We start from the raw sequence: 20616 nt of genomic DNA, 5'->3' as shown, positions 1-20616 counted from the left end.
CTTCTGACATGCGAGCGCCGGCAGCGGATGAAGAAATGAACAAGAGGAGGGAATGATGTGCAACCTTTGATTCCGATCGAGAAGGTGGAAGTGTTTTTCGACGGCTTGCTGACCGAACCGAAGCTGAATCATCCCGAGGGACTGGCCTTCGATGCGGAGGGTAATCTGTGGTGCGGCGGGGAGGACGGCGAAATTTTCCGCATCGATCCGGAAGGCAAGCGTATCGAGCTTATCGCGGAAACGGGCGGTTTCTGCCTGGGGATGGCCTTCGATCGCGGCGGCAACTTGTATATTTGCGATTTGAAAAAGTCGGCCGTCTTCAAGCTGGATACGCGTTCCCGGCAAATCTCAATCTTCGCGGACGGCAACGATCAGATGAAGCTGACAACCCCGAACTTTCCCGTGGTCGATCATGAACGCGGCTGCCTGTATGTGTCGAGCAGCAACAAGAACGGGCCGGGCATCTGGAAGTTCGACCTGCGAACCGGGGAAGGCGGTTTGTGGTACGATCAGCCGCTCGGTTTCGCCAACGGGATGGCGCTGTCCCTGGACAACAATGCGCTGTATGTGGCGGAGACGTTCGACCATCGGATCAGCAAAATTCCGGTCGACGGGGAAGGCAAGGCGGGCCGTAAAGAAATAGTGGCCGAGGTGGAAGCGCTGCCGGACGGCTTGGCGGTGGACAGCCAAGGACGGATCTACGTCAGCTGCTACGAACCTTCGCAAGTGCTGCGCATTGGCGGCAACGGGGAGGTTGAGCTGGTGGCGCACGATCCCGAAGCCCATACGTTCTGCCATCCGACGAACTGCGCTTTCTTCGGAGACGCCTTGTACGCTTCCAATCTGGGAAGGTGGCACATTACGAAAGTTCCGGTCGGCACCACGGGCAAATCCCTGTTGTGATACGATCAAAAGCGACTGTGAAAGTCGCTTTTTTTGCATTCAGGGCAAAATCCTCTATTGAGGAACCTTCCAATTTGATGGTGATTGCCTATAGAGACTGTCTCATTGCGTTGAGTTCCTTTATCGAACATGATAAACTAAGTCTAATGTTATAACGTTTATACTGTAATTAAGGTATAACATATTGACTTTTGATCATACTATAGAAGGAGGACATAAAATGAATGGTGTGGTCAAAATGCAAAATGAGAATGAAGGAATAAAGCGTTATTCCCGTAAAGTTGGGCGAATGGGAAACAGCTTGGGGGTGAGCTTGCCCAAAAGTTTAGCCGAGAAACTAGGCGTAGCACAAGGCGATGAAATCGAATTTATTGAAACGGCTCAGGGCGAGATTCTGCTCAAGAAAGTCCGGCATGCTGCTTTGCCTGACAATGTCCGCCCGGAGGTGTTGGAAGCATTTTATGATGTCTTTGAAGAGGATATCGACATTTTCAAGGATTTAAGGGATCGATGACATGACGATCTTTTTAAGTAAAGAGGAAGTCATAACCGCGCATTATTTCATGATGAAGAAAATGGGAGATGCGGAACAGGCCGGTGTGAAGGATCATGCATTGCTTGAGTCTGCGATATACAGGCCAAGGCAAAGCGTATTTGGCGAGGACGCATACTCATCGTTATTCGATAAAGCTGCCGCCTTGTTAGTATCCTTAGTTAAGAATCATTGCTTTCATAATGGAAATAAGCGAACGGCTTATCTGGCAGTTAAGTCATTTTTAAAGATTAATGGATTTCATTTGCGAATGGAACGTGCGTTAGCGGTTGAGTTTGTTGTAGATATTGCAAAAGGAGATTATTCTCTGGATGGTATAGCTAATACCCTTGAGAAATATAGTGAAGAACGAATTTCTGATGCTTAGAAGGAGCAGGGAGTAAGCCAAATGGCAAACAACCATTTACGTTACAACAGCTTCATAACCCGCACAGGGATTCGGCTTGCCTCCAAAATCAAAGCTTCGACTTTAGGTCGGAGCTTTTGCTTTAACACATGGCGCGATAATAAGAAGCATTGGCTCAATTCAATCAACGAATGATACAACATCGGAATAGGCAGGTGGTAAATCAACGGGTTGAATTAATATCTTCCAGTTCCCGTTAACCTTGACGACCGGGAGTATAATTTCGAATTCTCCGTTCGTTTTATTCTTCACATTAAGTTTAGCGTTATAAATTGTTCCGTATTTGACATCGTTTTGGGGAGAGATGGAAACGACTTTGGCGCTATATATCACATCTTCTTTTGCCGCAGCTTGATAGCCTTCCCGTTGACTTTTCAGATCGTTCCATCTGGTATCAATAACCAACTGAATAGCCGTATCTACATCGCCAGATTTAATGGCCCTGAAGTAAGTGCCGAAAAGCTTATGAATTTCTGATTCATCGGGTTCTTTGGCATTTGAAGAAATAGCATTGAAAAAAAAGAACGATGCTGTTGCACATAACGCGACCAGAAGAATTAGGATTGTTGAGTTCTTCATACTTCTCTCCATAACGTTTCCCCTCCGCCTTTCTATTTTGTCTGGCAGACCAGTAGGCAATATCTATAGTGTATCATTTTTTCTCAAATGTGAACGGTGCCGAAATTCCTAATTTATACAATTCCCCTGGTTTCCTGAAATGAATCATCCGACCGTCCCTATCCAGCAGAGCGGTATATGAACGGCTAGGAATGTGACCTGGATATGATGGACGGAAAAAAGCTGATTCTGCTTTTACCTGGCTTAGACTGCTGAACCGCCAACTATGGTTGGTGTTACCTAGTAATTCTTCGTATTACCTAGCAAGCAGCAGAACCGCTAGTCTTGAAAGCTTCCCTACTTTTGTGTCACAATAAGAAAGGGATTCACCGTTTTGCGCGGCGATTTGGTGTTACCGCTTACATATCGCGCATTTTGTCTCCTGCGAAACCGGTCGCGACTAATTTAACGAAGGAAGTGACGTTTACCATGAGAACGATCAAGCTGGGAACGAGCAATCTTGAAGTCCCCGTTATAGCGGTCGGCTGCATGCGGATTAATTCGCTGAGCAAATCCGAGGCGGAGCGCTTTGTGCGAACGGCGCTGGACGAAGGGGCGAATTTCTTCGATCATGCCGATATTTACGGCGGCGGGGCTTGCGAGGAAATCTTTGCCGACGCGATTCAGATGAACGATGACATTCGCGAGAAGATCATTCTTCAGTCCAAGTGCGGCATCCGCAAGGGCAGCTTCGATTTTTCCAAGGAACATATTCTGACGTCCGTGGACGGCATCCTGAAGCGGCTGAAAACCGACTATCTCGATGTGCTGCTGCTGCACCGTCCCGATGCGCTGGTTGAGCCCGAAGAAGTGGCGGAAGCGTTCGATATTTTGCAAAGCTCGGGGAAAGTGCGCCATTTTGGCGTATCCAATCAAAAGCCGATGCAAATTGAACTGCTGAAAAAGTACGTCAAGCAACCGATCGTTGCCAATCAGCTGCAATTGAGCATTACCAACGCCACGATGATTTCCAACGGCATTAACGTCAATATGGAGAACGACTCCGCGATCGACCGCGACGGAAGCGTGCTCGACTACTGCCGTCTGCACGACATCACGATTCAGCCTTGGTCGCCGTTCCAATACGGATTTTTTGAAGGGGTATTTCTCGGCAACGACAAGTTCCCCGAACTGAATCAAAAAATCGACGAAATCGCCGCCAAATACAACGTGACCAACACGACGATCGCGATCGCGTGGCTGCTGCGCCATCCGGCCCGCATGCAACCGGTGACCGGGACGATGAATATTGAACGGTTGAAAGATTGCTGCAAAGCCGCCGACGTTTATCTGACTCGTGAAGATTGGTACGAAATTTACCGTGCGGCAGGCAACGTGCTGCCGTAAAGAAGATAAGCGTCAGGACGAGCGGGATGCCTGATGAAATATGCAACGCCGTCCCGCCGAGCAGGATGATCAACTTGAAGTTGAGGGACAAGCCGTTATTCCTTTGTTAGAGCAGAGGGAGAACGGGCTTGCCAATGGGGAAGAAGAAGTTGCACTTATAGTTGAAAAGTATGACAACGTTAAGTTGAATTGCCCTGGCTTTGTGCCGGGGCTTTTGCTTCTTTTGCGATCAAAGTTGCAAAAGTGCAGGTTTTTCGGGCGTAAAATAACGAAAACGCGAAAATTCCTGCGATAATGCAATTTTTTTGATCCGTTCAAGCCCAATTTTCAAAAATCGACCAAAATTACTGTATTTTGGCAGGATTTTGCGCCATAGTCATCTTGTCCGGCCCCAATTCCTGTACTTTTGCAGCTTTTCACCAAAGCAATCTGCCTGGAGACGGAGGAGATGGAGGCGGGCGCACCGACGGACCGGAGACGATTTAACAGAAGAAGAGGCGCGTAAACGGATCTTGGACGGTTTGACGGATGGCGCGGACGGTTAGACAGGCTATCAAAAAAACCGACCTCTCTTTCAGAAAGGTCAGCATTTATAAATTCCGATTCGGTACTTAGGAAATCCCTTTTACAAGCTGGCTCAGGGCTTGGTCGATTGGCGTTAACGGACGGCCGAGCAGCTTTTCGAAATCGTTGCTTTCGATCTCGAGAGCGCCTGACCGAATGCCTTGCTGAATCTCTACAAGCATCGGGATGAGGAAGTCCGGTACGCCGGCATTTTTCATGATGTCCGCATAGGTGGCGTCATCGACGTGCTGCACAGGAACTTCCCGTCCCAATACTTTGCCGAGTGCGGATACCAGTTCTTCCTGCGACAGCGGCTTGCCGGACAGCTCGTAGATCGTATTTTCATGACCGTTCCCGGCCAGCACGGCTGCTGCCGCTTCCGCATATTCTTGCTGCAGGGCCCAGCCTACCTTTCCGCCTCCGGCAGACGTCACCCATGGCGCTCCTGCCAGCACGCCTTGAATGCTCGCGATCTCATTCTCCAGGTACCAGTTGTTACGCAGGAACGAGTAGGGAATGCCGGTTTTCAGAATGGCTTTTTCTGCGGCTTGATGCGGCGGAGCTAGGAACAATTGGCTTTCGCTTGCATTCGCCAAGCTCGTATAAGCGATGAAGCTTACTTTCGCACGTGCAGCTGCTTCTACCGCATTCGTATGCTGACGAATTCTGGTTTCATTGTCACCGTCCGCGGAAATGATCAATATCCGGTCGATCCCCGCAAAGGCCGCATCCAAGCTTTCCGGACGGTCAAAGTCTCCCTGCCGAACGTCAACTCCCCGAGCGCGGAGATCTTCCGCTTTCTCCGGATTGCGGACACTGACAGCCAGCTGGCTCGCCGGTACAGATTTCAACAGCGTCTCGACTACTTTTCTGCCCAGTTTTCCTGTCGCGCCAGTCACCAACATTTTCATTGCCTATTCCTCCGTTTCGGTTGTAGTATGTCTTGTTATAACAGTATGTGATACAACGCATGTATAAAATAAGAGCTCGTAAATGAGCTTTTATTTATTTAAACTTTCCGATGAGCTGTTCCAGCGTCGTTTGTGCCAGCCTTTGTTCCATAAGGGACTGGGCTTCCTTCAATTCCGCTTGCAGGACCCGCTCGATATTCCGCCCGACGGGGCAATTGATATTGGAATTTTCGTGTATCCGAAATAGCCGGTTCTCTTCTGCCGCATTCACAGCCCGATAAATATCGAGGAGTGTAATCTGGCCGGGATCTTTAAGCAGGGAAGCCCCTCCAACCCCTGCGCGAACGTCCACTAACCCCGCTTTCTTTAACATACCCATAATTCTCCGGATTACAACGGGATTTGTATTCACGCTGCTCGCGATGAAGTCCCCGGTGCAATCATTCGGGCTGACGGCGATTAAGGAAAGAGTATGAACAGCAATCGAAAAGCGCGTACTGATTTGTTTCATTTGTATCACCACCGTTGTAACCATTATAGTTATAACCTCATCGTGTGTCAATGGCCCGGCAATCATGTCGACCTGCAACTGATCTGAGTTAATGTCACTATGATACAGGAGACCGCGACATTGACCAGAACGGAAGATGGTAGTTATGGTGCAGATGATGGGCGGATGATCAATGAGGAAGGAGTAACAGTACTCGGACTAAGCGTAAGGCAAGTGATCGGCTTAAGAAGAAGAACAAGCAGAAGGGGGAACGCAGCCCTCGTCTACCGGTCACGTATTTTGTAAGACTTGGCTCGCAATTTGTCGTGCCGCTTTTGTCGAATACATAGGAATAAATACCCATACGAGCTATAATAAACATATAATGTCAAGTGAAGGGGAGTGACCGCAATTGGAGAATGGGAAAGAGAGGATTCTTGATTGCTCCTGGCTTCGATACGATGTTGTAAACTTCGCGATGCAGCAAAATTTTGTGCCGATTGTCCAAAATGTGATTGTTCGCAATACTTCAGTTCGTGATCTACATCAGGTGACTGTCAAAATTACAGCAGAACCGGAGTTTGCTCCGGAATGGGACAAGACTATCGATCTTGTTCCCGCGGGGCAGGAAGTGGACCTTGGAACGGTCGATATTGCATTGTCAGGCACTTTCCTGGCGGGATTGACGGAACGGCTTACCGGCCTGTTGAAGCTTGAAGTTGCCATGCAGGGGGAGATACTGTTTCAGGAAAACTCCCCTCTTACGGTTCTGGCTTACGACCAATGGGGGGGATTGTCCTCAATGCCGGAAATGGCTGTGGCATTTATTATGCCGAATCACCCGGCGGTGGCCAAAGTGATTGGCGATGCTGCGCCATGGTTGGAGAAATGGACTGGGAATCCCTCTTTTGACGCCTACCAAAGCCGAAATCCCAATCGTGTTCGGTATCAGGCTGCAGCCATTTATTCGGCCCTGCAGGCTTATCAAATTACATATTGCGTTGCTCCTGCCAGCTTCGAGGAAGCAGGACAGCGGATCCGGTTGCCGGAAGCTGTATTCGGAAACGGCATGGGCAATTGTCTCGACCTTGCACTGCTCTATGCAGCTTGCCTGGAGGCAGTCGGATTACATCCGCTGTTGATCTTTACGAAAGGTCATGCTTTTCCTGGCGTGTGGCTCGCTCAGGAAACGTTTGCGGAAAGCGTCCAGGATGACGTTACGCTTCTTACCAAAAGGCTTGCCGAGGGAGTGCATGAAATAAGCGTTGTGGAAGCCACCATGATGTGCGCCGGCAATCATTCGTCGTTCCGAGAAGCGGAAGCAGCAGCGGCACTTCACTTGGCGGATCCCGACAATTTTATCTGTTTTATTGATGTGAAACGTGCTCGTGCAAGCGCAATTCGGCCGATTCCCATGCGAATTCCAACGGCTGAAGGATGGAAAATTGCTGAGGAAAATCATACATCGACGTCAACCCTCGAAGCACCTAATGAGATGACGATTCTTGATCGGCCGGCAGAAGCGGATTCTATTCCGGTAACCAAGCAAAAACAGTGGGAAAGAAAACTGCTTGATCATACTTTGCGCAATACGTTGCTGAATTTTCGCCTTACCAAAGCGGCGCTTCCTTTACTGCACTTCCGTTTAAGCGAGCTTGAGGACGCATTGGCTGACAGACAGGAGTTTCAACTGCTGCCGAGGCCTTCGGATTTCAACAAGACGGAAAGAAGCGTGGATTTATTCCAAAGTGTAAGCAAAGATCATCCGTTTGCAGGACTTATTCATGAAGAATTTCTGAACAGACGCCTGCGTGCTAATACAAGCGATAAGGAGCTTGTCGAGAAAGTAACTCATCTTTATCGTTCCGCCCGTCTATCCCTTGAGGAAAACGGTGCAAACACGTTGTATTTGGCGCTGGGCCTGCTTCAATGGTACGAGACCGCCGAAAGCGAAATTCCGCGATATGCGCCTATCGTGTTAGTTCCTGTGGAACTTGTCAGAAGGTCTACAAGCGCCGGGTTTGTGCTTCGCTCCAGGGACGAGGAAACCCAAATCAACATTACGATGCTGGAGATGCTTCGGCAAGATTTTGGCATCCAAATTGGCGGTTTGGACCCGCTCCCCCGCGATGAAAAAGGAATAAATCTCGCTGGTGTTTTTACTATGATTCGTCGTGCCGTTATGAATTTGCCGCGGTGGGATGTGGTGGAATCCGCCTTTATCGGGTTGTTTTCCTTCAGCCGGTTTGTCATGTGGAATGATATTCGGAACCGTGCGGATGACTTGGCCAAAAATAAAGTGGTCGCCAGTTTAATGTCCGGGCGGATGGAATGGGACCCTGGAGAATCTTTTCCTGACGCCGAAAAATTGGACGAACTTTATGCTCCGGGTCAACTGCTGCTTCCGATCAGTGCGGATTCTTCACAAATCACTGCCATCAGCGCGGCGCTCAGCGATAAAAGCTTTGTTCTGCACGGGCCGCCGGGGACAGGAAAATCGCAGACGATTACAAACATTATTGCCGCTGCGCTGGCTGAAGGCAAGACCGTACTGTTCGTTGCCGAAAAAATGGCGGCGTTAAGCGTCGTACAACGCCGGCTGGAGCAAATCGGATTGGGACCGTTTTGTCTTGAGCTACATTCCAACAAAAGCACGAAGAAAGCGGTTCTTGAACAGCTGCGTCAAACGCTTGAGACAGCCCACACGGCTTCGCCGGAAGAGTGGAACGCACTCGCGGAAAGATTGGCGGCGTACCGAAGCGAGCTCCAAGAATTCTGCGTCTCCTTGCACCGGAAATATAATTTTGGCGCTTCGCTTTATGAAGCGATCGTCCGTTACGACCGGGTGAAGTCGTCATCCTCCTCGGTTACGTTAGACCCTGTAATCGTGGGGAGCATGACGCAGGAACAGTCTATGATCTGGGCAGATTTGGTCAGCGAGCTTCGTGCTGCGGGAGAAGCAACCGGACATCCGGCAGGTCATGCATGGTCTGATGCGAAATGTACGGCGTATACCCCGTCCATGCGGGTACAAGTCGAGGAACGGTTGGCCGTCTACGCGACCAGGCTGGAAGAAGTTCAAGCGGCTTATTTCGAGCTTGTAAATCGTATCGGTTTTCCTTTTGAGCGGCCTACGCCGGAAATTATGCAGCGGGTTGGTGAAGTGGGAGAGCTTCTTCAAGCCGTGCCGGAATTCGTTCCGGTTCGTCTTCTGGTTGCGGAAGGAATGGATACGGCAAGCGAGCAAGTAGCAAGAGCTGCTCAGCATGGAAGTTTGCGGAATGACTCGCGTTTGCGTATTTTGGCGCAATTTACAAACGAAGCCCTGAATTTCGATGCGCAATTGGCGCTCTCCGAATGGAGAAAGGCGGAACTGCAATGGTTTCTGCCCAAATACTTGAAGCAGAATCGAATTTACCGGATGCTGAAACGGATGGCCGTTTCAGGTTCGGCTCCTATAAAACAAGAAACGCCCGAAACTTTATCGTACATTATCCAGTATCAATCCGAAAATGCCGCACTGAAACAATTGGAACCGGCGGCGGCATCATTGTTGGGACAACTGTGGAACGGGGGAGAAGCGGACTGGGAAGCGGTAAAGGAAGTGAATGATTGGGTTAGAAAGCTTCATCAGTCTTTGCTTCGCTTGTATCAGGACGAAGGGCAAGCACAACTGGCTAGAGAGCGTCTTGCGGGAATGCTGTCGGCGGGCAGAGCCGCCTTTCTGGAGCAACATGGGGAAGTAATTGCACGCTTTTTGACGGCCAAACAGGAATTCAGGCTGCTGGAAGAACAATTGGCGGATCTACTGAAAATAGATTTTAACGGGCTGGATCAGAAGCGGGGAACTGCAACATGGTTCGATTACCGTGAGCAGAAGGCGCAACAGTGGAGACAGCACATCGGGACACTACGGGAGTGGTGCAGTTGGCGGCAAGTCCGGGAACGGGCGATAACATCCGGTCTGTCATCCCTGGTGTTTGCGTATGAAGGCGGAGAGCTTCAGCACCAGGAGGTTTTGCTGGCTTTTGAACGTGCTTGGTGGAAGGCGGCGATTGATTACATTCTCGAAGCGGACAAACAGTTGGCATCGTTTTCCGGACGTTTGTTTGAAGAAAAAATAAAAGGGTTCCAGGAGACGATCGAACGGTTCGAGAAATTGACAAGGCAGGAGATCGCAGCTCGGCTTGCCGCTAGAATTCCCCCGCTTCAGAACCAGGCAGTGGCCTCCAATTCCGAAATGGGAATCTTGCTTCGTGCCATTCGGAGCGGCGGAAGGGGAATATCGCTTCGCAAGCTGTTTGAGCAAATTCCGAATTTGCTCAGCCGGATCTGCCCGTGCATGCTCATGAGTCCGATGTCCGTCGCTCAATACTTGGATCCTCAATATGCGCCATTTGATCTTGTCATATTCGATGAAGCTTCCCAATTGCCAACGAGTGAGGCGATCGGTGCAATCGCCCGCGGGCGAAATGTAATTGTTGTGGGAGATCCCAAACAGTTGCCTCCCACCAGCTTCTTCACGACGACGACGGGTGACGATGCTTATGACGAAGTTGTTCTGGAGGATCTTGACAGTATACTCGACGATTGCCTTGCACTCGGCATGCCCCAAACCTATTTATTGTGGCATTATCGGAGCCGACATGAAAGTCTTATCGCGTTCAGCAACCGACATTTTTATGAAAATAAACTGCTAACCTTCCCTTCACCGAACGAGCGCAAGTCAAGTGTGATATGGCACCCGGTGGACGGTTATTATGATCGCGGGAAGAGCAAGCAAAATCGAGCCGAAGCTGAACGGGTGATAGGGGAGATTGTCCGCCGTCTGCGTGATCCTGAATTGTCAAAGTTTAGTATTGGCGTGGTAACGTTCAACTCCGCTCAACAGAAGCTGATCGAGGACCTGCTCGATGAGACGTTCCGCAAGGATAGCGAGCTGGAGTTGGCCGCATCGCGGATGTATGAATCCATTTTCATTAAAAATCTGGAAAACGTTCAGGGAGATGAGCGTGATGTCATTCTTTTTTCAATAGGTTACGGGCCAGATGAACAAGGCAAGGTTGTTTTTAATTTCGGCCCGTTGAACCGGGAGGGCGGATGGCGTAGATTGAATGTTGCGGTTTCCAGGGCGCGTCGTGAAATGCACGTATTTTCCACTTTGCGAGCCGAACATTTGGATGTGTCAAGAACACGGGTGCAAGGGGTCCAGGCATTGAGGGCGTTTCTGGAGTATGCGGAAAAAGGCCTCTCTGCGCTTCGATTTGAAGCGGATCAAATGAAGGAAGAGGCTACGGGGTTAGAGGTGCAGATTGCTGGGGCATTGAGAAAAGAAAATTATAAAGTGGATTTGCATGTCGGCGCCTCCGGTTACCGGATCGACCTGGCAATTGTGAATCCGGACCAGCCTGATGATTATGTTCTGGCCATTCTCTGCGACGGCAACAGTTATAAATCGGGTAAAACAGCCCGCGATCGGGAAATGCTCCGGGAACAAGTGTTGAGACAACTCGGATGGCGCATACACCGTGTGTGGTCTTTGGATTGGCTGGATAACCCAGAGAGGGAGATTCAACGGATTCGTGAGGCGGTCAAAGCGGCTGCTGCAAGTAAGCGGGAAGAAAGGCTGAACGAGGTTGCCCAGGGGGCAATAGAAGCGGCAGCAACTGTTCAAAACGTTGTGAAACCGTCTCAAACAAAACAGGCCCGTCCCGTAACGCAACCATCTTGGAAAGAGGTCTACAAGCCGGTTAGTCTTTCTGCAGTAGGGCTCCCGCCGGAGGAATTCTATAATCCTATGAACGGGAAACTGGTCAGGAAGCAGATTGCACAGGTTATTGAAGAAGAAGGACCCATCAGCAAACCGCTGCTTGTCAGGAGGGTGCTACAGTCTTGGGGCTTAACACGTTCGGGGGCGCGTATCGAGCGGCACTTTAGCAATCTGCTTACTTCGATGAAGGTGAAGAAGACGGTTTGGGACGGAAAAGAGTTCTATTGGCCCAGTGATTCGAAGCCCTCCCAATATGAAACATACCGGGTCCCTGACAATGATCAGAACCGCAGAAACCCGGAAGACTTGCCCCCGGAAGAGATCGCCAACGCGATAAAAGAAATTTTGTTCATTCAAATCAGTTTGCCGCAGGAAGATTTGGTTAGGGAAACGGTCAGATTACTAGGATACACGAGAACCGGTACGGCTTTGGAAAAAACCGTATTGCAAGGACTCGACGCGGCGATAAAGAAAAAAGCTGCTGTTGTCAGGGATGGAAGGGTTTATTTAATGAGTGATGTATCGGTATCGCATGATGGCGAATAGCGGATTTTCGGTTCAATAATAATCTCGACGGTTCGCCTTTTGACAATTCCGGTACGAAGAAAGAGAGCATCTCTCGAACATATAAAGGCTGTTACGGCTCCCCCCCTCAACTTGTTATCTCGGGCAAAAGGGGGGAGCGTTTTACATAAGTCACGCGACAAGTGAGCCGTTCCACAGCGAAAGGAGCCATGAAAAGGGTAATTCTGCTTCGGGTTACGCAAATTCGGCTGAAGTTCAGGAAAAAATTGTTTACAAAACGATGCGGTTTGATTACAATATCTACGAAAAGGTTTTAGTAAAAGGTTTTCGCTCGTCGAAATCATGAAAAAAGAGAAAATCATGGTTTTAATGTAGGAGTGAGGAGAATCATAACGATTAAAGATATCGCCAGATTGGCGGGCGTTTCGATTACAACCGTTTCGAAAGTGATCAATCGCAAGGATCATGATATTAGCGAAGCCACCAAAAAAAGAGTGCTGGATATTATTCATGAATACAATTATCGGCCGAACGCGCTCGCATCCGGTCTTATTACGAAAAAAACGGGAACGATCGGCCTGCTGGTTCCGGATATTACGAATGCCTTTTTTTCCGAAGTCGTATTAGGCGTCGAAGAGTACGCAGGGAATAGCGGATTTAATGTGATTCTTTGTAATACGAACGACAATCAGGAGAAAGAAACGGAATATTTGTCGGTCTTGAGGGATAAACGGGTTGACGGGATCATTTTTATATCCACCGTCGTTTCGAATCATGAGGGAATCATCAACCTGGCCGATAACGGGATGCCATTAGTCGTCGTGGACCGTCCGATTGATAACGAACGAATTCAAGTGGTGCATCTGGACAACGAGCTGGGCGGAAAAATGGCGACCCGCCATCTTATCGATCACAATCATAGAAAAATCGGGTGTATTACCGGCCCGCTACATAATAAAAGCGCGCGAGACCGATATCAAGGCTATGTAAAAGCGCTTCAAGAAGCGGGCATTCCATTCGAACCCCAATATGTGTATGAAGGCGATTACCGGATCGACGGCGGGGTGAATGGCGCCCGTGCGCTGCTCGAGCAACAGGTTACGGCTATTTTTAGTTGCAACGACATGATGGCTTGCGGTGTTTACGAAGTGGCGCATCAGCTTGGTTTGGATATCCCTGGCGATCTTTCGATCGTCGGATACGATGATATTTTTTTGTGCGATATATTGTCTACCCCGCTGACATCGGTCAATCAACCGGCATACGAGATGGGAAAAGTTTCGGCATCGATATTGATCGACATGATTAACGGAGTTCCGCAAAAAGAAGAGAGGGTAGAGCTGAAATCATCCCTGCACATTCGAAAGAGCGTAGCCCCGCCCAAAACGAATTTATAGGTTGGAGGGAATGAAGTTGGCGAAAATTGTCGTAGTCGGAAGCATAAATATGGATGTCGTCATTCGAGTGCCGCATATCCCGGTAGAGGGAGAAACGATTATGGCTCGCAGCGTGCAATATTACGGAGGAGGCAAGGGGGCGAATCAGGCCATCGCGATGAGTCGCTTGGGCGGTGATGTCCACATGATCGGCCGGGTCGGAAAAGATGCTCACGGCCAGCGCCTTTACGATAACTTGCTTGAAAACGGGACAAAGGCGGCCGGTGTGGAATGGGACGAAGATCAGCCTTCAGGTACAGCCTATATTTATGTCTCCGATCGGGGAGAGAATAATATCGTCGTGTTCTCGGGGGCCAACAGCAAAGTGGACGTGGCGCAAATTAACCGCTACGAGCATCTGTTCGACGATGCCGAATATTGCCTGATGCAAATGGAAATCCCGCGAGAAACGATCGAACATACGGTGCAGGTCTGCAAACAGAAAGGCGTTAAAATCATTTTAAACCCTGCTCCTGCGCAGCCCTTGAGCGAACAAATTTTAGAGGGTCTTTATATCCTGATCCCGAATGAATCCGAGCTTGATCTATTATGCCCCGGTCCGGGCAGTCTGGAAGAAAAGTCGGCCAAACTATACGGATCGGGCGTGCAAAACTTGATTGTGACGCTCGGCGCCAAAGGAAGCATGTTGATGAATGAAGCCGGGGTCAAGTATTTTCCTGCCGTTCCCGTAAAACCTGTCGATACAACCGCGGCTGGCGATTCATTCATCGGCGGTCTGACCATCGGATTGTCCAACAAGATGGATCTCGAGGCAGCTATTCAATATGCGTCATTAGTCGCGGCCATCACGGTAAGCAAGATGGGAGCGCAAGCATCGTTGCCCGATCTTGCAGCGGTGGAAGCTTATTTGGCTGGAAAATAATTGACACCAGAAAGGATCAGTACTATGATTCAGTCAATCGGTTAAATGAAAGAAGGTGTTTATCTGCAGATGAAGCGAGCGACAGTAAAAGAAGTAGCCAAAATGGCAGGCGTATCGACGGCAACCGTATCCAACGTATTGACCGGAAGGAAGTACGTGAGCGATGAAGTGAAAGAACGGGTACATAGCGTGATGAAAAAATTAAACTATCAACCCAACGTGATCGCCAAAAGTTTGCGTCTGAAAGAATCGCGGTTGATCGGTTTGCTCATAAGCGATGTTGCCAACTCCTTCTTTTCCAGCGTAGTCAGGGGGATTGAGTACGAACTGGCAGCGAACAACTACCACGTGTTGTTATGCAATACAGATTCCAACGTCGAGAAGGAAAGGGAGTACCTGGAGACGTTGATCGGCAAACGCATAGACGGACTCATCGTATCGTCGGCCGGAAATTCCGGCGACTATTTCCGGTCGCTGCAGCAAACCGGCGTGCCGATCGTATTTCTAAACCGTTGCCCGCCGTTTATGAATTGCGACGTCATTATGAGCAACAACATCAGCGGCGCTTACTCCGCAACGGAGCACTTGATCCGGCACGGCTACCGAAAGATTGCGATCATTACCGGCGAGCCGACGATCAGCACCGGGAAAGACCGGCTGACCGGCTACATGAGAGCGCATGAAGACTATGGCATTCAGGTGCATGAAGATTTAATAAAGGAAGGCCGCTTCGATACCGAGAGCGGTTATTTGATGATGAAAGAACTGATGGAACAGGAAAAGAAGCCGGATGCGGTGTTTATTTCCAACAACTCGATGACATTGGGCGGCTACAAGTATTTAAAGGAAAAAGGGATTCGCATCCCGGATCAGGTGGCGCTGGTTGCGTTTGACGATCCGGAATGGGCGGAATTGGTCGATCCCCCCGCCAAGTCGCAGCCATAGAAACACCAGGTAAGAGCTGCGGAGCCGCGGCAGGCAATTCCTTCGTGTTCGAGCGCTTGGAAGATCCGTTGCTGGAACTGTTCAGGTCCTCATCCTTGCGGATTTTCGTCACTCCTCGTTGGCGATCGCGAGGTCAAAAACGTCTCTCTGCGGACGGCTGGCATCGGTTTACCGGGTTACATCGAATTTGATGGCGATTCTTCCGTCATTAGCGTTGTAAACCAGGTTCGCTAAGGCAGGTAATAGGGATTCCGAAGAGACCGGGTGGTGAGTTGCCCGGTCTCTAACCTTAGTAATGGGGGATGGACTAATGGTGGCAATTGATACAAAAGGGAAAGCGGTAGACGAAGGTGTTGTGCGTGTAGAGCTGGAGTATTCCCCCAGTGAACTGCGTCAGCTGATTGCTCAGTTGCCGAGCCGACACCCACTCGTATCTCGCTTGAAGAGGCAATTAAAAGATGCGCGGACAAACAGCAGGGGGAGATTTTTTCCACCGGCAGCGCGCTGACTTATCTTTCGGAGAAACTGAAAGTCTCCAGTTATCATGGTATAATTATTGGCAATACGAACCACTACTTAATTTTCTCCGCCTCTATATTTTAGGCGAAGAACGAGTCCCTTCTACGGGAAATCTACACTATGCTTGGACGGATTAAGGCGAACATACCATAGGTATGTCTTTTTTTCGTTTGAGCCCATAATTGGAAATAAGAGCTGAACGCTTCCGCGTCGGCTCTTTTTTTATTTTCAAAGGAGCCATTCCTGTAATGAAGTAATTTGCCCTTTGAAAAGAAAAAGCGCCTCCTGTATGCTGGGTCTCGGAATGGTCGACATTCACTGCCCTAATTGAAGGAGGACGCTCTACATGAAGTATAAGCTGAAACAAAAGCAGAATCAACGGATTACACGTATTACCGAATCGACATTGGTGGTCGGCGCAGATATTGCCAAGAAGATTCATGTTGCTCGAGCGGTGGATTTTCGAGGAATCGAGCTTGGCAAAGACTGTGTATTCCATAACAATCAGGATGGGCTAACGAAGCTGGCAACATGGATGAAGGGGCTCGGGCAAGCGCATAGCAAGACAGACATCGTGTTTGGCATCGAGCCTACTGGACACTACTGGTTTCCGTTAGCGGCATTCTTACAAGAGCAAGGAATTCAGGTTGTGGTCGTGAATCCGCATCACGTTAACAAGACGAAGGAGCTCGAGGACAACTCTCAGACGAAGAGCGACTACAAGGATGCCAAAGTCATCGCGGATCTCATTCGGAACGGGAAATATTCCGAGCCGAAGCTGCCGACCAAGGAATACGCAGAGCTGCGCATTCTAATGAACCTTCGGGAGAAAGTGGCAGCCAGTCTAGCGCAGGTGAAAGGCCGCATCAGCAACTGGTTTGACAGGTTCTTTCCGGAGTATACCAGCGTATTCAAGGAATGGGACGGCAAGACATCGCTCATGACGATGCGAGCATTCCCGCTGCCAGCAGATATCGTCGCCAAGGGGGCCAGAGACGTCCTGGCTTACTGGAAGACGGAAGTGAAGCGTGGCGTTGGCATCAAGCGTGCAGAAGCGCTCTGCGCTGCCGCTGCTGTCTCCATTGGATTGACGGAGGGAACCGTAGCGGCTCGAATGGAACTAGTCACATTACTGGGTCAATTCGATTTATTCAATGAGCAATTGGAGACGATCATGGCGAAGGTGATGGAGATCTTGGAAAGCATTCCGGGAGCAGCGCAAATGCTAACCGTGCCGGGAGTTGGAGCGATCACCGTTGCCGGATTTCTGGCTGAAGTCGGAGATCTGAACAACTACGATCACGGTCAAAAAAATCATTCGGCTTGCCGGACTCAATCTCAAAGAAAACAGTTCGGGCAAGCGAAAGGGCAAGACGGGTATTAGCAAACGAGGGCGGTCGCGGCTGCGGGCCTTGTTGTTCCGTGCGGTGATGCCGATGGTGGCAAAGAACGAAGCGTTTAAGGCGCTGCACAAGTACTACACGACGCGAAGTCAGAATCCGCTGAAGAAGAAACAGTCCATCATCGCATTGTGTGGAAAGCTGATCCGAGTCCTGCATACGCTGGGGACAAGGCAAAGAGCATACAACGCCATTGACGTTATCGGTCCCGTTTGGCAATCACGAATGCAGCAAGAGGCCGCTTAATAACCAAGAGCAACGATACCTGCAATTTCGTTTTATTCACAAGTGAACAACCAGACAACGGAAGCACCGGAGAAGCCGAAGCACAACATTCCATAAGGGCAACGACCCCGTAAAGGAGCAAGAATCGGCATCCACCCCTTGAGAGGTAGAACGAAGGAATGTAAGGGCATAGACCCGGCGTGACATGGGAGGGTAAACCCCAAGGGCGAATGTGGAGATCCACTGTGCGATCATAATCAGACTATCCACAGTTTCGGAACAAAATGATCCCAAGCTCTGTTCCCGCCTACGCTCTTACAAAAAATCGTGGTGCAGACTACATTCTCCACTAGTACCTCTTAAACTGTCAAAGTTGAAATCTTGAGAATAAGCGAGAAAACAGGAGAAAACATTACTTTATAGTGGGAGGTAATTCACAGTGGCAGCAGAGTTAATGTAACGACTTATGCGCGGCGTGTCGGCATCATCTTTCCGGTTGCCGTAACCCGCTCCGTTTGGTTCGACATGCTCGAACCGGACGAGGCGGCGAAAGATGCCTGTGAGACGCAGATGGGGCGCCTGGCAAAGCTTCTCCTGAAGCTCAAGAGCGAAATGCTCCAAGCGAACGGCGATCGGCTTGAATTTACGTTCACCGTAACCATTGAAGGCCGTTCTAAGGAGTTCCCTCTTTACGTCACGCTGCTGCCCGGCGACGATTTTGAGCCGGTCATAACCGTACAGATGCAAAACGAGGACTAATCCATATCCCATTCGGAGGTAATTCATATGAAAAAAACGAGCTCGATTTCGCTTTACACGGCCGGTGAGCAGGTGGTTCTCCGTTCCGGTTGGAACGCTGATTCAAACAGTCTCGTCGGGAAGCCCGGGAAGGTCGTTGCCTGGAAGCCGGCTACCGTGTTCGAAAACCCGAACCGCAACAAGGTCGTGTTTGAGGACGGCAGCTATGTCATCTGCGATCCGCGCCTGCTGCGCCCTCGCATTCGCGATATTGCGCTCGCCGAGGTTCGCACCGCGGTTTCCCTGGGGCTTCGCGCTTACCGTGCGCTGCGCGCCCGTGTGCTTGCCGAAAGGGGCTGGCAGCTGATGGCCGCAGTCGAGCAAATGGATATGTTTGCTTACCTGCAGGAGATCGAGGAACAAGCGGCGGCCGCCAGGCTTTCTCTTGCTCCCGCTCCGGCATTATCCAAACCGGTACGGAAGCGGGTGTCCGTTCTAAAAAGTGCGAAAGCCGCGCTGTCCTGGTTCTGGATTGTCCTCCACAATCTCTTCGGTATCGCCTGCTGGGTGAACGTCTACACGGTCACACGCGGCTTTGGCGGCAGGGAAGAGGGGGGGGTGGTACTATTTGCAGTACGAATGCCTGAAATCGCGTCAGGTTGGCTTTTGGGAGGCGAGTGCGCTCCGTATGAAGTGGCTGCATGAATTTGCCGGTCTCAAATGGGGTGATCTACGCTCAAAGTCGGGAGGGCTAGACGTTGTGGTGCTGATTGAGCCCCGCAGGGCTGCATGCCGCACAACCCGCACGCCCCGTTTCGCCGAATACGCCGATCGAGCCATTTCTTTCGCGATCGTGCAGGGTCATTAGGAACTTTGGGCAGAATGGCCCGAGGAGGTAATCGAGATGAATCATGAACAAGCGTCGGACGCTCCTGTGCTCGATACGTTCAGACTTACCATGACCCTTGCGACTGGCGAGGAAGTCATTCGGGAAGTATCGGAGTTTGACTTCGAAGTGAAATGGATGATCCGGGAAGCGGTTGGTTACGACAAGCTTGTACTGATCTATCCTGGCGCATACGGCTATAAAGAACGCTTCGAGTGCGTCGAAGTCAAAAAAGAGAACCTTTCACGGGCAGGGAAATAAAGACCAACTAAGGAGGGAAGCTCCGCTGCAACCATCGGCGGGGTTTCCCGCCTGGTTGCACGAGCAAACCGCTATGAACCATTTTCACATCAAGGCTGCGGCTAAGGAACGTGCGTTTCTTCGCAAATTCGGCAAGGAAGGGTATACCTTTCTGACCGTGAAGGAGCGGCGCCCCAATGTCATTCAAAAGGTCACGAAGGATTATATCTACGTGACCACCGCAAAGAGCGATAGGCCCAACCACATTCCTCGTTCCAGTTTACGGCGTGCGCTTGCCATCCTCTTTTATCGCCGGGTGACAACCCTCAAGGCGCTGATCCGAATCAATTCCTTTTCGAGCGCGCTGGCCGGTCTCATTAAGGCGATGATGAGCGATATTTGCAAGATAACCGAAACGAAGACGAAGGCGGTGCGCCTGAGCCTGCGCGGGCTGCGGTACATTTTCTCCGGTGTCAGTAAGGGAAAGGGCGACGTGAGGATTGTAAAGCAGAATGGCGGCCTGTTTGTCCTCCTGAACTACTTCAATATCCGCAATGACCTATCCGACGGTTGGAAGGAAAATCTGCGGGCCCTTGGGTTAGGGGTGTTTTTTTTGCTAGATTGGTATATTTTTATTATAATATAAACAGGAACACATGTTCCTATTGCGGTTGTATTTTACCCTTTCTCAACACCTATTTTATAGAGGTGAAATTATGGAGGGAGGGCAAAAGAATGGAATCATCAGCTACATTATATGACTCTTGCCGTGCTGAGCTGAAAAGAATTGCTTGGAGACTCCAATACGGAGCCCGCAAGCAAAGATCCCGTGAAGTTCATATCACTTTCGATATTTCGTATTCAGTAAATCCGTACAACCATATTGAATCGGTCATTTACATCAATCAATTGTTCGACAACACCCTCTGCGAGACCGAAAAATATGTCCTTAAAAAACTGATCTTTGAAGATAAGACAGAAAAGGAGATTGCAAAAGAACTGAACATATCGCAGCAGGGGGTAAGCAAATGGAAAAAGAAAGCTCTGAAGAAATTATCTCGGATGATGAGTTATTAAAGCTGATCATCGCAGTGTAGAATAATGATAAGGAAGCAATGCAAGCGATCATTAAGTTGTTCGAGAACGAAATGATTGAGTTGAGTCGTTACATCCGCATGCCCCAGGAAGATGCCCTACAAAGCATGAAAATCGAACTAATGGATCTGATTAAAAATAAACCTGAATTTCGAAAGCCCA

The 20616-nt window shown here is 49.8% G+C and carries 17 protein-coding genes and 2 pseudogenes; 16 read left to right on the top strand and 3 right to left on the bottom strand.

Going from position 1 to position 20616, the window contains the following annotated elements:
* The first annotated feature begins 57 nt into the window (after window positions 1-57).
* The 3 genes from ABEV74_RS19470 to ABEV74_RS19460 all read left to right on the top strand — a co-directional run bounded on the left by ABEV74_RS19470 (window position 58) and on the right by ABEV74_RS19460 (window position 1823).
* A complete protein-coding gene (locus ABEV74_RS19470) occupies window positions 58-903 on the top strand; it encodes an SMP-30/gluconolactonase/LRE family protein (protein WP_430148656.1) in 846 nt (281 codons plus the stop codon).
* A gap of 220 nt (window positions 904-1123) precedes the next feature.
* Window positions 1124-1417, top strand: a complete 294-nt coding sequence (locus ABEV74_RS19465; RefSeq protein WP_062489339.1) for an AbrB/MazE/SpoVT family DNA-binding domain-containing protein — start codon at window positions 1124-1126, stop codon at window positions 1415-1417.
* Window position 1418: 1 nt separating this feature from the next.
* Window positions 1419-1823 carry a type II toxin-antitoxin system death-on-curing family toxin gene (locus tag ABEV74_RS19460; RefSeq protein WP_430148654.1) on the top strand — a complete coding sequence of 135 codons (405 nt, stop codon included), beginning with the start codon at window positions 1419-1421 and terminating at the stop codon, window positions 1821-1823.
* Window positions 1824-1982: 159 nt separating this feature from the next.
* Here the strand turns inward: ABEV74_RS19460 and ABEV74_RS19455 are convergent, their stop codons facing one another.
* Entirely contained in the window at window positions 1983-2453 is a 471-nt protein-coding gene (locus ABEV74_RS19455) for a hypothetical protein (protein ID WP_430148651.1), read from the bottom strand.
* Between the two features lie 456 nt (window positions 2454-2909).
* Between ABEV74_RS19455 and ABEV74_RS19450 the strand changes: the two genes are divergently transcribed.
* Both ABEV74_RS19450 and ABEV74_RS19445 read left to right on the top strand, forming a co-directional pair.
* Window positions 2910-3827 carry an aldo/keto reductase gene (locus ABEV74_RS19450; protein WP_062489333.1) on the top strand — a complete coding sequence of 306 codons (918 nt, stop codon included), beginning with the start codon at window positions 2910-2912 and terminating at the stop codon, window positions 3825-3827.
* Between the two features lie 40 nt (window positions 3828-3867).
* Window positions 3868-4122, top strand: a complete 255-nt coding sequence (locus tag ABEV74_RS19445) for a hypothetical protein (RefSeq protein ID WP_430148649.1) — start codon at window positions 3868-3870, stop codon at window positions 4120-4122.
* A 316-nt stretch (window positions 4123-4438) separates the two neighbouring features.
* Here ABEV74_RS19445 and ABEV74_RS19440 read toward each other — a convergent pair whose 3' ends face one another.
* Both ABEV74_RS19440 and ABEV74_RS19435 read right to left on the bottom strand, forming a co-directional pair.
* Window positions 4439-5302 (bottom strand): SDR family oxidoreductase, encoded by an 864-nt coding sequence (locus ABEV74_RS19440; RefSeq protein ID WP_062489329.1) that lies wholly within the window; start codon window positions 5300-5302, stop codon window positions 4439-4441.
* Between the two features lie 94 nt (window positions 5303-5396).
* Window positions 5397-5813 carry an Rrf2 family transcriptional regulator gene (locus ABEV74_RS19435; protein WP_062496348.1) on the bottom strand — a complete coding sequence of 139 codons (417 nt, stop codon included), beginning with the start codon at window positions 5811-5813 and terminating at the stop codon, window positions 5397-5399.
* 391 nt (window positions 5814-6204) lie between these two features.
* Here ABEV74_RS19435 and proA point away from each other — a divergent pair, with 391 nt between their 5' ends.
* The 11 genes and pseudogenes from proA to ABEV74_RS19380 all read left to right on the top strand — a co-directional run.
* Window positions 6205-12108, top strand: coding sequence for an anti-phage protein ProA (proA, locus tag ABEV74_RS19430; RefSeq protein WP_430148645.1), 5904 nt, complete (start codon window positions 6205-6207; stop codon window positions 12106-12108).
* Window positions 12109-12464: 356 nt separating this feature from the next.
* A complete protein-coding gene (locus ABEV74_RS19425; protein WP_430148642.1) occupies window positions 12465-13484 on the top strand; it encodes a LacI family DNA-binding transcriptional regulator in 1020 nt (339 codons plus the stop codon).
* A 16-nt stretch (window positions 13485-13500) separates the two neighbouring features.
* Window positions 13501-14406, top strand: coding sequence for a ribokinase (gene rbsK, locus ABEV74_RS19420; RefSeq protein WP_430148639.1), 906 nt, complete (start codon window positions 13501-13503; stop codon window positions 14404-14406).
* Window positions 14407-14475: 69 nt separating this feature from the next.
* The gene (locus ABEV74_RS19415; RefSeq protein ID WP_430148636.1) at window positions 14476-15351 is read left to right on the top strand and encodes a LacI family DNA-binding transcriptional regulator; all 876 of its coding nucleotides are present in this window, start codon (window positions 14476-14478) and stop codon (window positions 15349-15351) included.
* A gap of 865 nt (window positions 15352-16216) precedes the next feature.
* Window positions 16217-17516: pseudogene (locus ABEV74_RS19410) on the top strand (IS110 family RNA-guided transposase).
* 504 nt (window positions 17517-18020) lie between these two features.
* Window positions 18021-18254, top strand: coding sequence for a hypothetical protein (locus ABEV74_RS19405; RefSeq protein WP_488168588.1), 234 nt, complete (start codon window positions 18021-18023; stop codon window positions 18252-18254).
* A gap of 27 nt (window positions 18255-18281) precedes the next feature.
* On the top strand, window positions 18282-18938 hold the full coding sequence (locus tag ABEV74_RS19400) for a hypothetical protein (protein WP_430148633.1): 657 nt from the start codon (window positions 18282-18284) through the stop codon (window positions 18936-18938).
* 199 nt (window positions 18939-19137) lie between these two features.
* Window positions 19138-19380 (top strand): hypothetical protein, encoded by a 243-nt coding sequence (locus tag ABEV74_RS19395; RefSeq protein WP_430148630.1) that lies wholly within the window; start codon window positions 19138-19140, stop codon window positions 19378-19380.
* Between the two features lie 73 nt (window positions 19381-19453).
* On the top strand, window positions 19454-20005 hold the full coding sequence (locus ABEV74_RS19390; RefSeq protein WP_430148628.1) for a hypothetical protein: 552 nt from the start codon (window positions 19454-19456) through the stop codon (window positions 20003-20005).
* Window positions 20006-20094: 89 nt separating this feature from the next.
* Entirely contained in the window at window positions 20095-20436 is a 342-nt protein-coding gene (locus ABEV74_RS19385) for a sigma factor-like helix-turn-helix DNA-binding protein (protein WP_430148625.1), read from the top strand.
* A gap of 32 nt (window positions 20437-20468) precedes the next feature.
* Window positions 20469-20616, top strand: a pseudogene (locus ABEV74_RS19380) (hypothetical protein); the annotation flags it as partial.

It is taken from the genome of Paenibacillus cisolokensis, from assembly GCF_050481165.1.
Classification (GTDB): Bacteria; Bacillota; Bacilli; order Paenibacillales; family Paenibacillaceae; genus Paenibacillus_AH; species Paenibacillus_AH cisolokensis.
This window is presented reverse-complemented; position numbering and strand designations above follow the sequence as displayed.

Coding starts and splice junctions, on each gene's coding strand:
- ABEV74_RS19465 (WP_062489339.1), top strand. CDS start 1,124: ATGAATGGTGTGGTCAAAATGCAAAATGAGAATGAAGGAATAAAGCGT.
- ABEV74_RS19445 (WP_430148649.1), top strand. CDS start 3,868: ATGCAACGCCGTCCCGCCGAGCAGGATGATCAACTTGAAGTTGAGGGA.
- ABEV74_RS19460 (WP_430148654.1), top strand. CDS start 1,419: ATGACGATCTTTTTAAGTAAAGAGGAAGTCATAACCGCGCATTATTTC.
- ABEV74_RS19450 (WP_062489333.1), top strand. CDS start 2,910: ATGAGAACGATCAAGCTGGGAACGAGCAATCTTGAAGTCCCCGTTATA.
- ABEV74_RS19435 (WP_062496348.1), bottom strand. CDS start 5,813: ATGAAACAAATCAGTACGCGCTTTTCGATTGCTGTTCATACTCTTTCC.
- ABEV74_RS19400 (WP_430148633.1), top strand. CDS start 18,282: ATGAAAAAAACGAGCTCGATTTCGCTTTACACGGCCGGTGAGCAGGTG.
- ABEV74_RS19390 (WP_430148628.1), top strand. CDS start 19,454: ATGAACCATTTTCACATCAAGGCTGCGGCTAAGGAACGTGCGTTTCTT.
- ABEV74_RS19455 (WP_430148651.1), bottom strand. CDS start 2,453: ATGGAGAGAAGTATGAAGAACTCAACAATCCTAATTCTTCTGGTCGCG.
- ABEV74_RS19385 (WP_430148625.1), top strand. CDS start 20,095: ATGGAATCATCAGCTACATTATATGACTCTTGCCGTGCTGAGCTGAAA.
- ABEV74_RS19405 (WP_488168588.1), top strand. CDS start 18,021: ATGCTCGAACCGGACGAGGCGGCGAAAGATGCCTGTGAGACGCAGATG.
- ABEV74_RS19395 (WP_430148630.1), top strand. CDS start 19,138: ATGAATCATGAACAAGCGTCGGACGCTCCTGTGCTCGATACGTTCAGA.
- ABEV74_RS19440 (WP_062489329.1), bottom strand. CDS start 5,302: ATGAAAATGTTGGTGACTGGCGCGACAGGAAAACTGGGCAGAAAAGTA.
- ABEV74_RS19415 (WP_430148636.1), top strand. CDS start 14,476: ATGAAGCGAGCGACAGTAAAAGAAGTAGCCAAAATGGCAGGCGTATCG.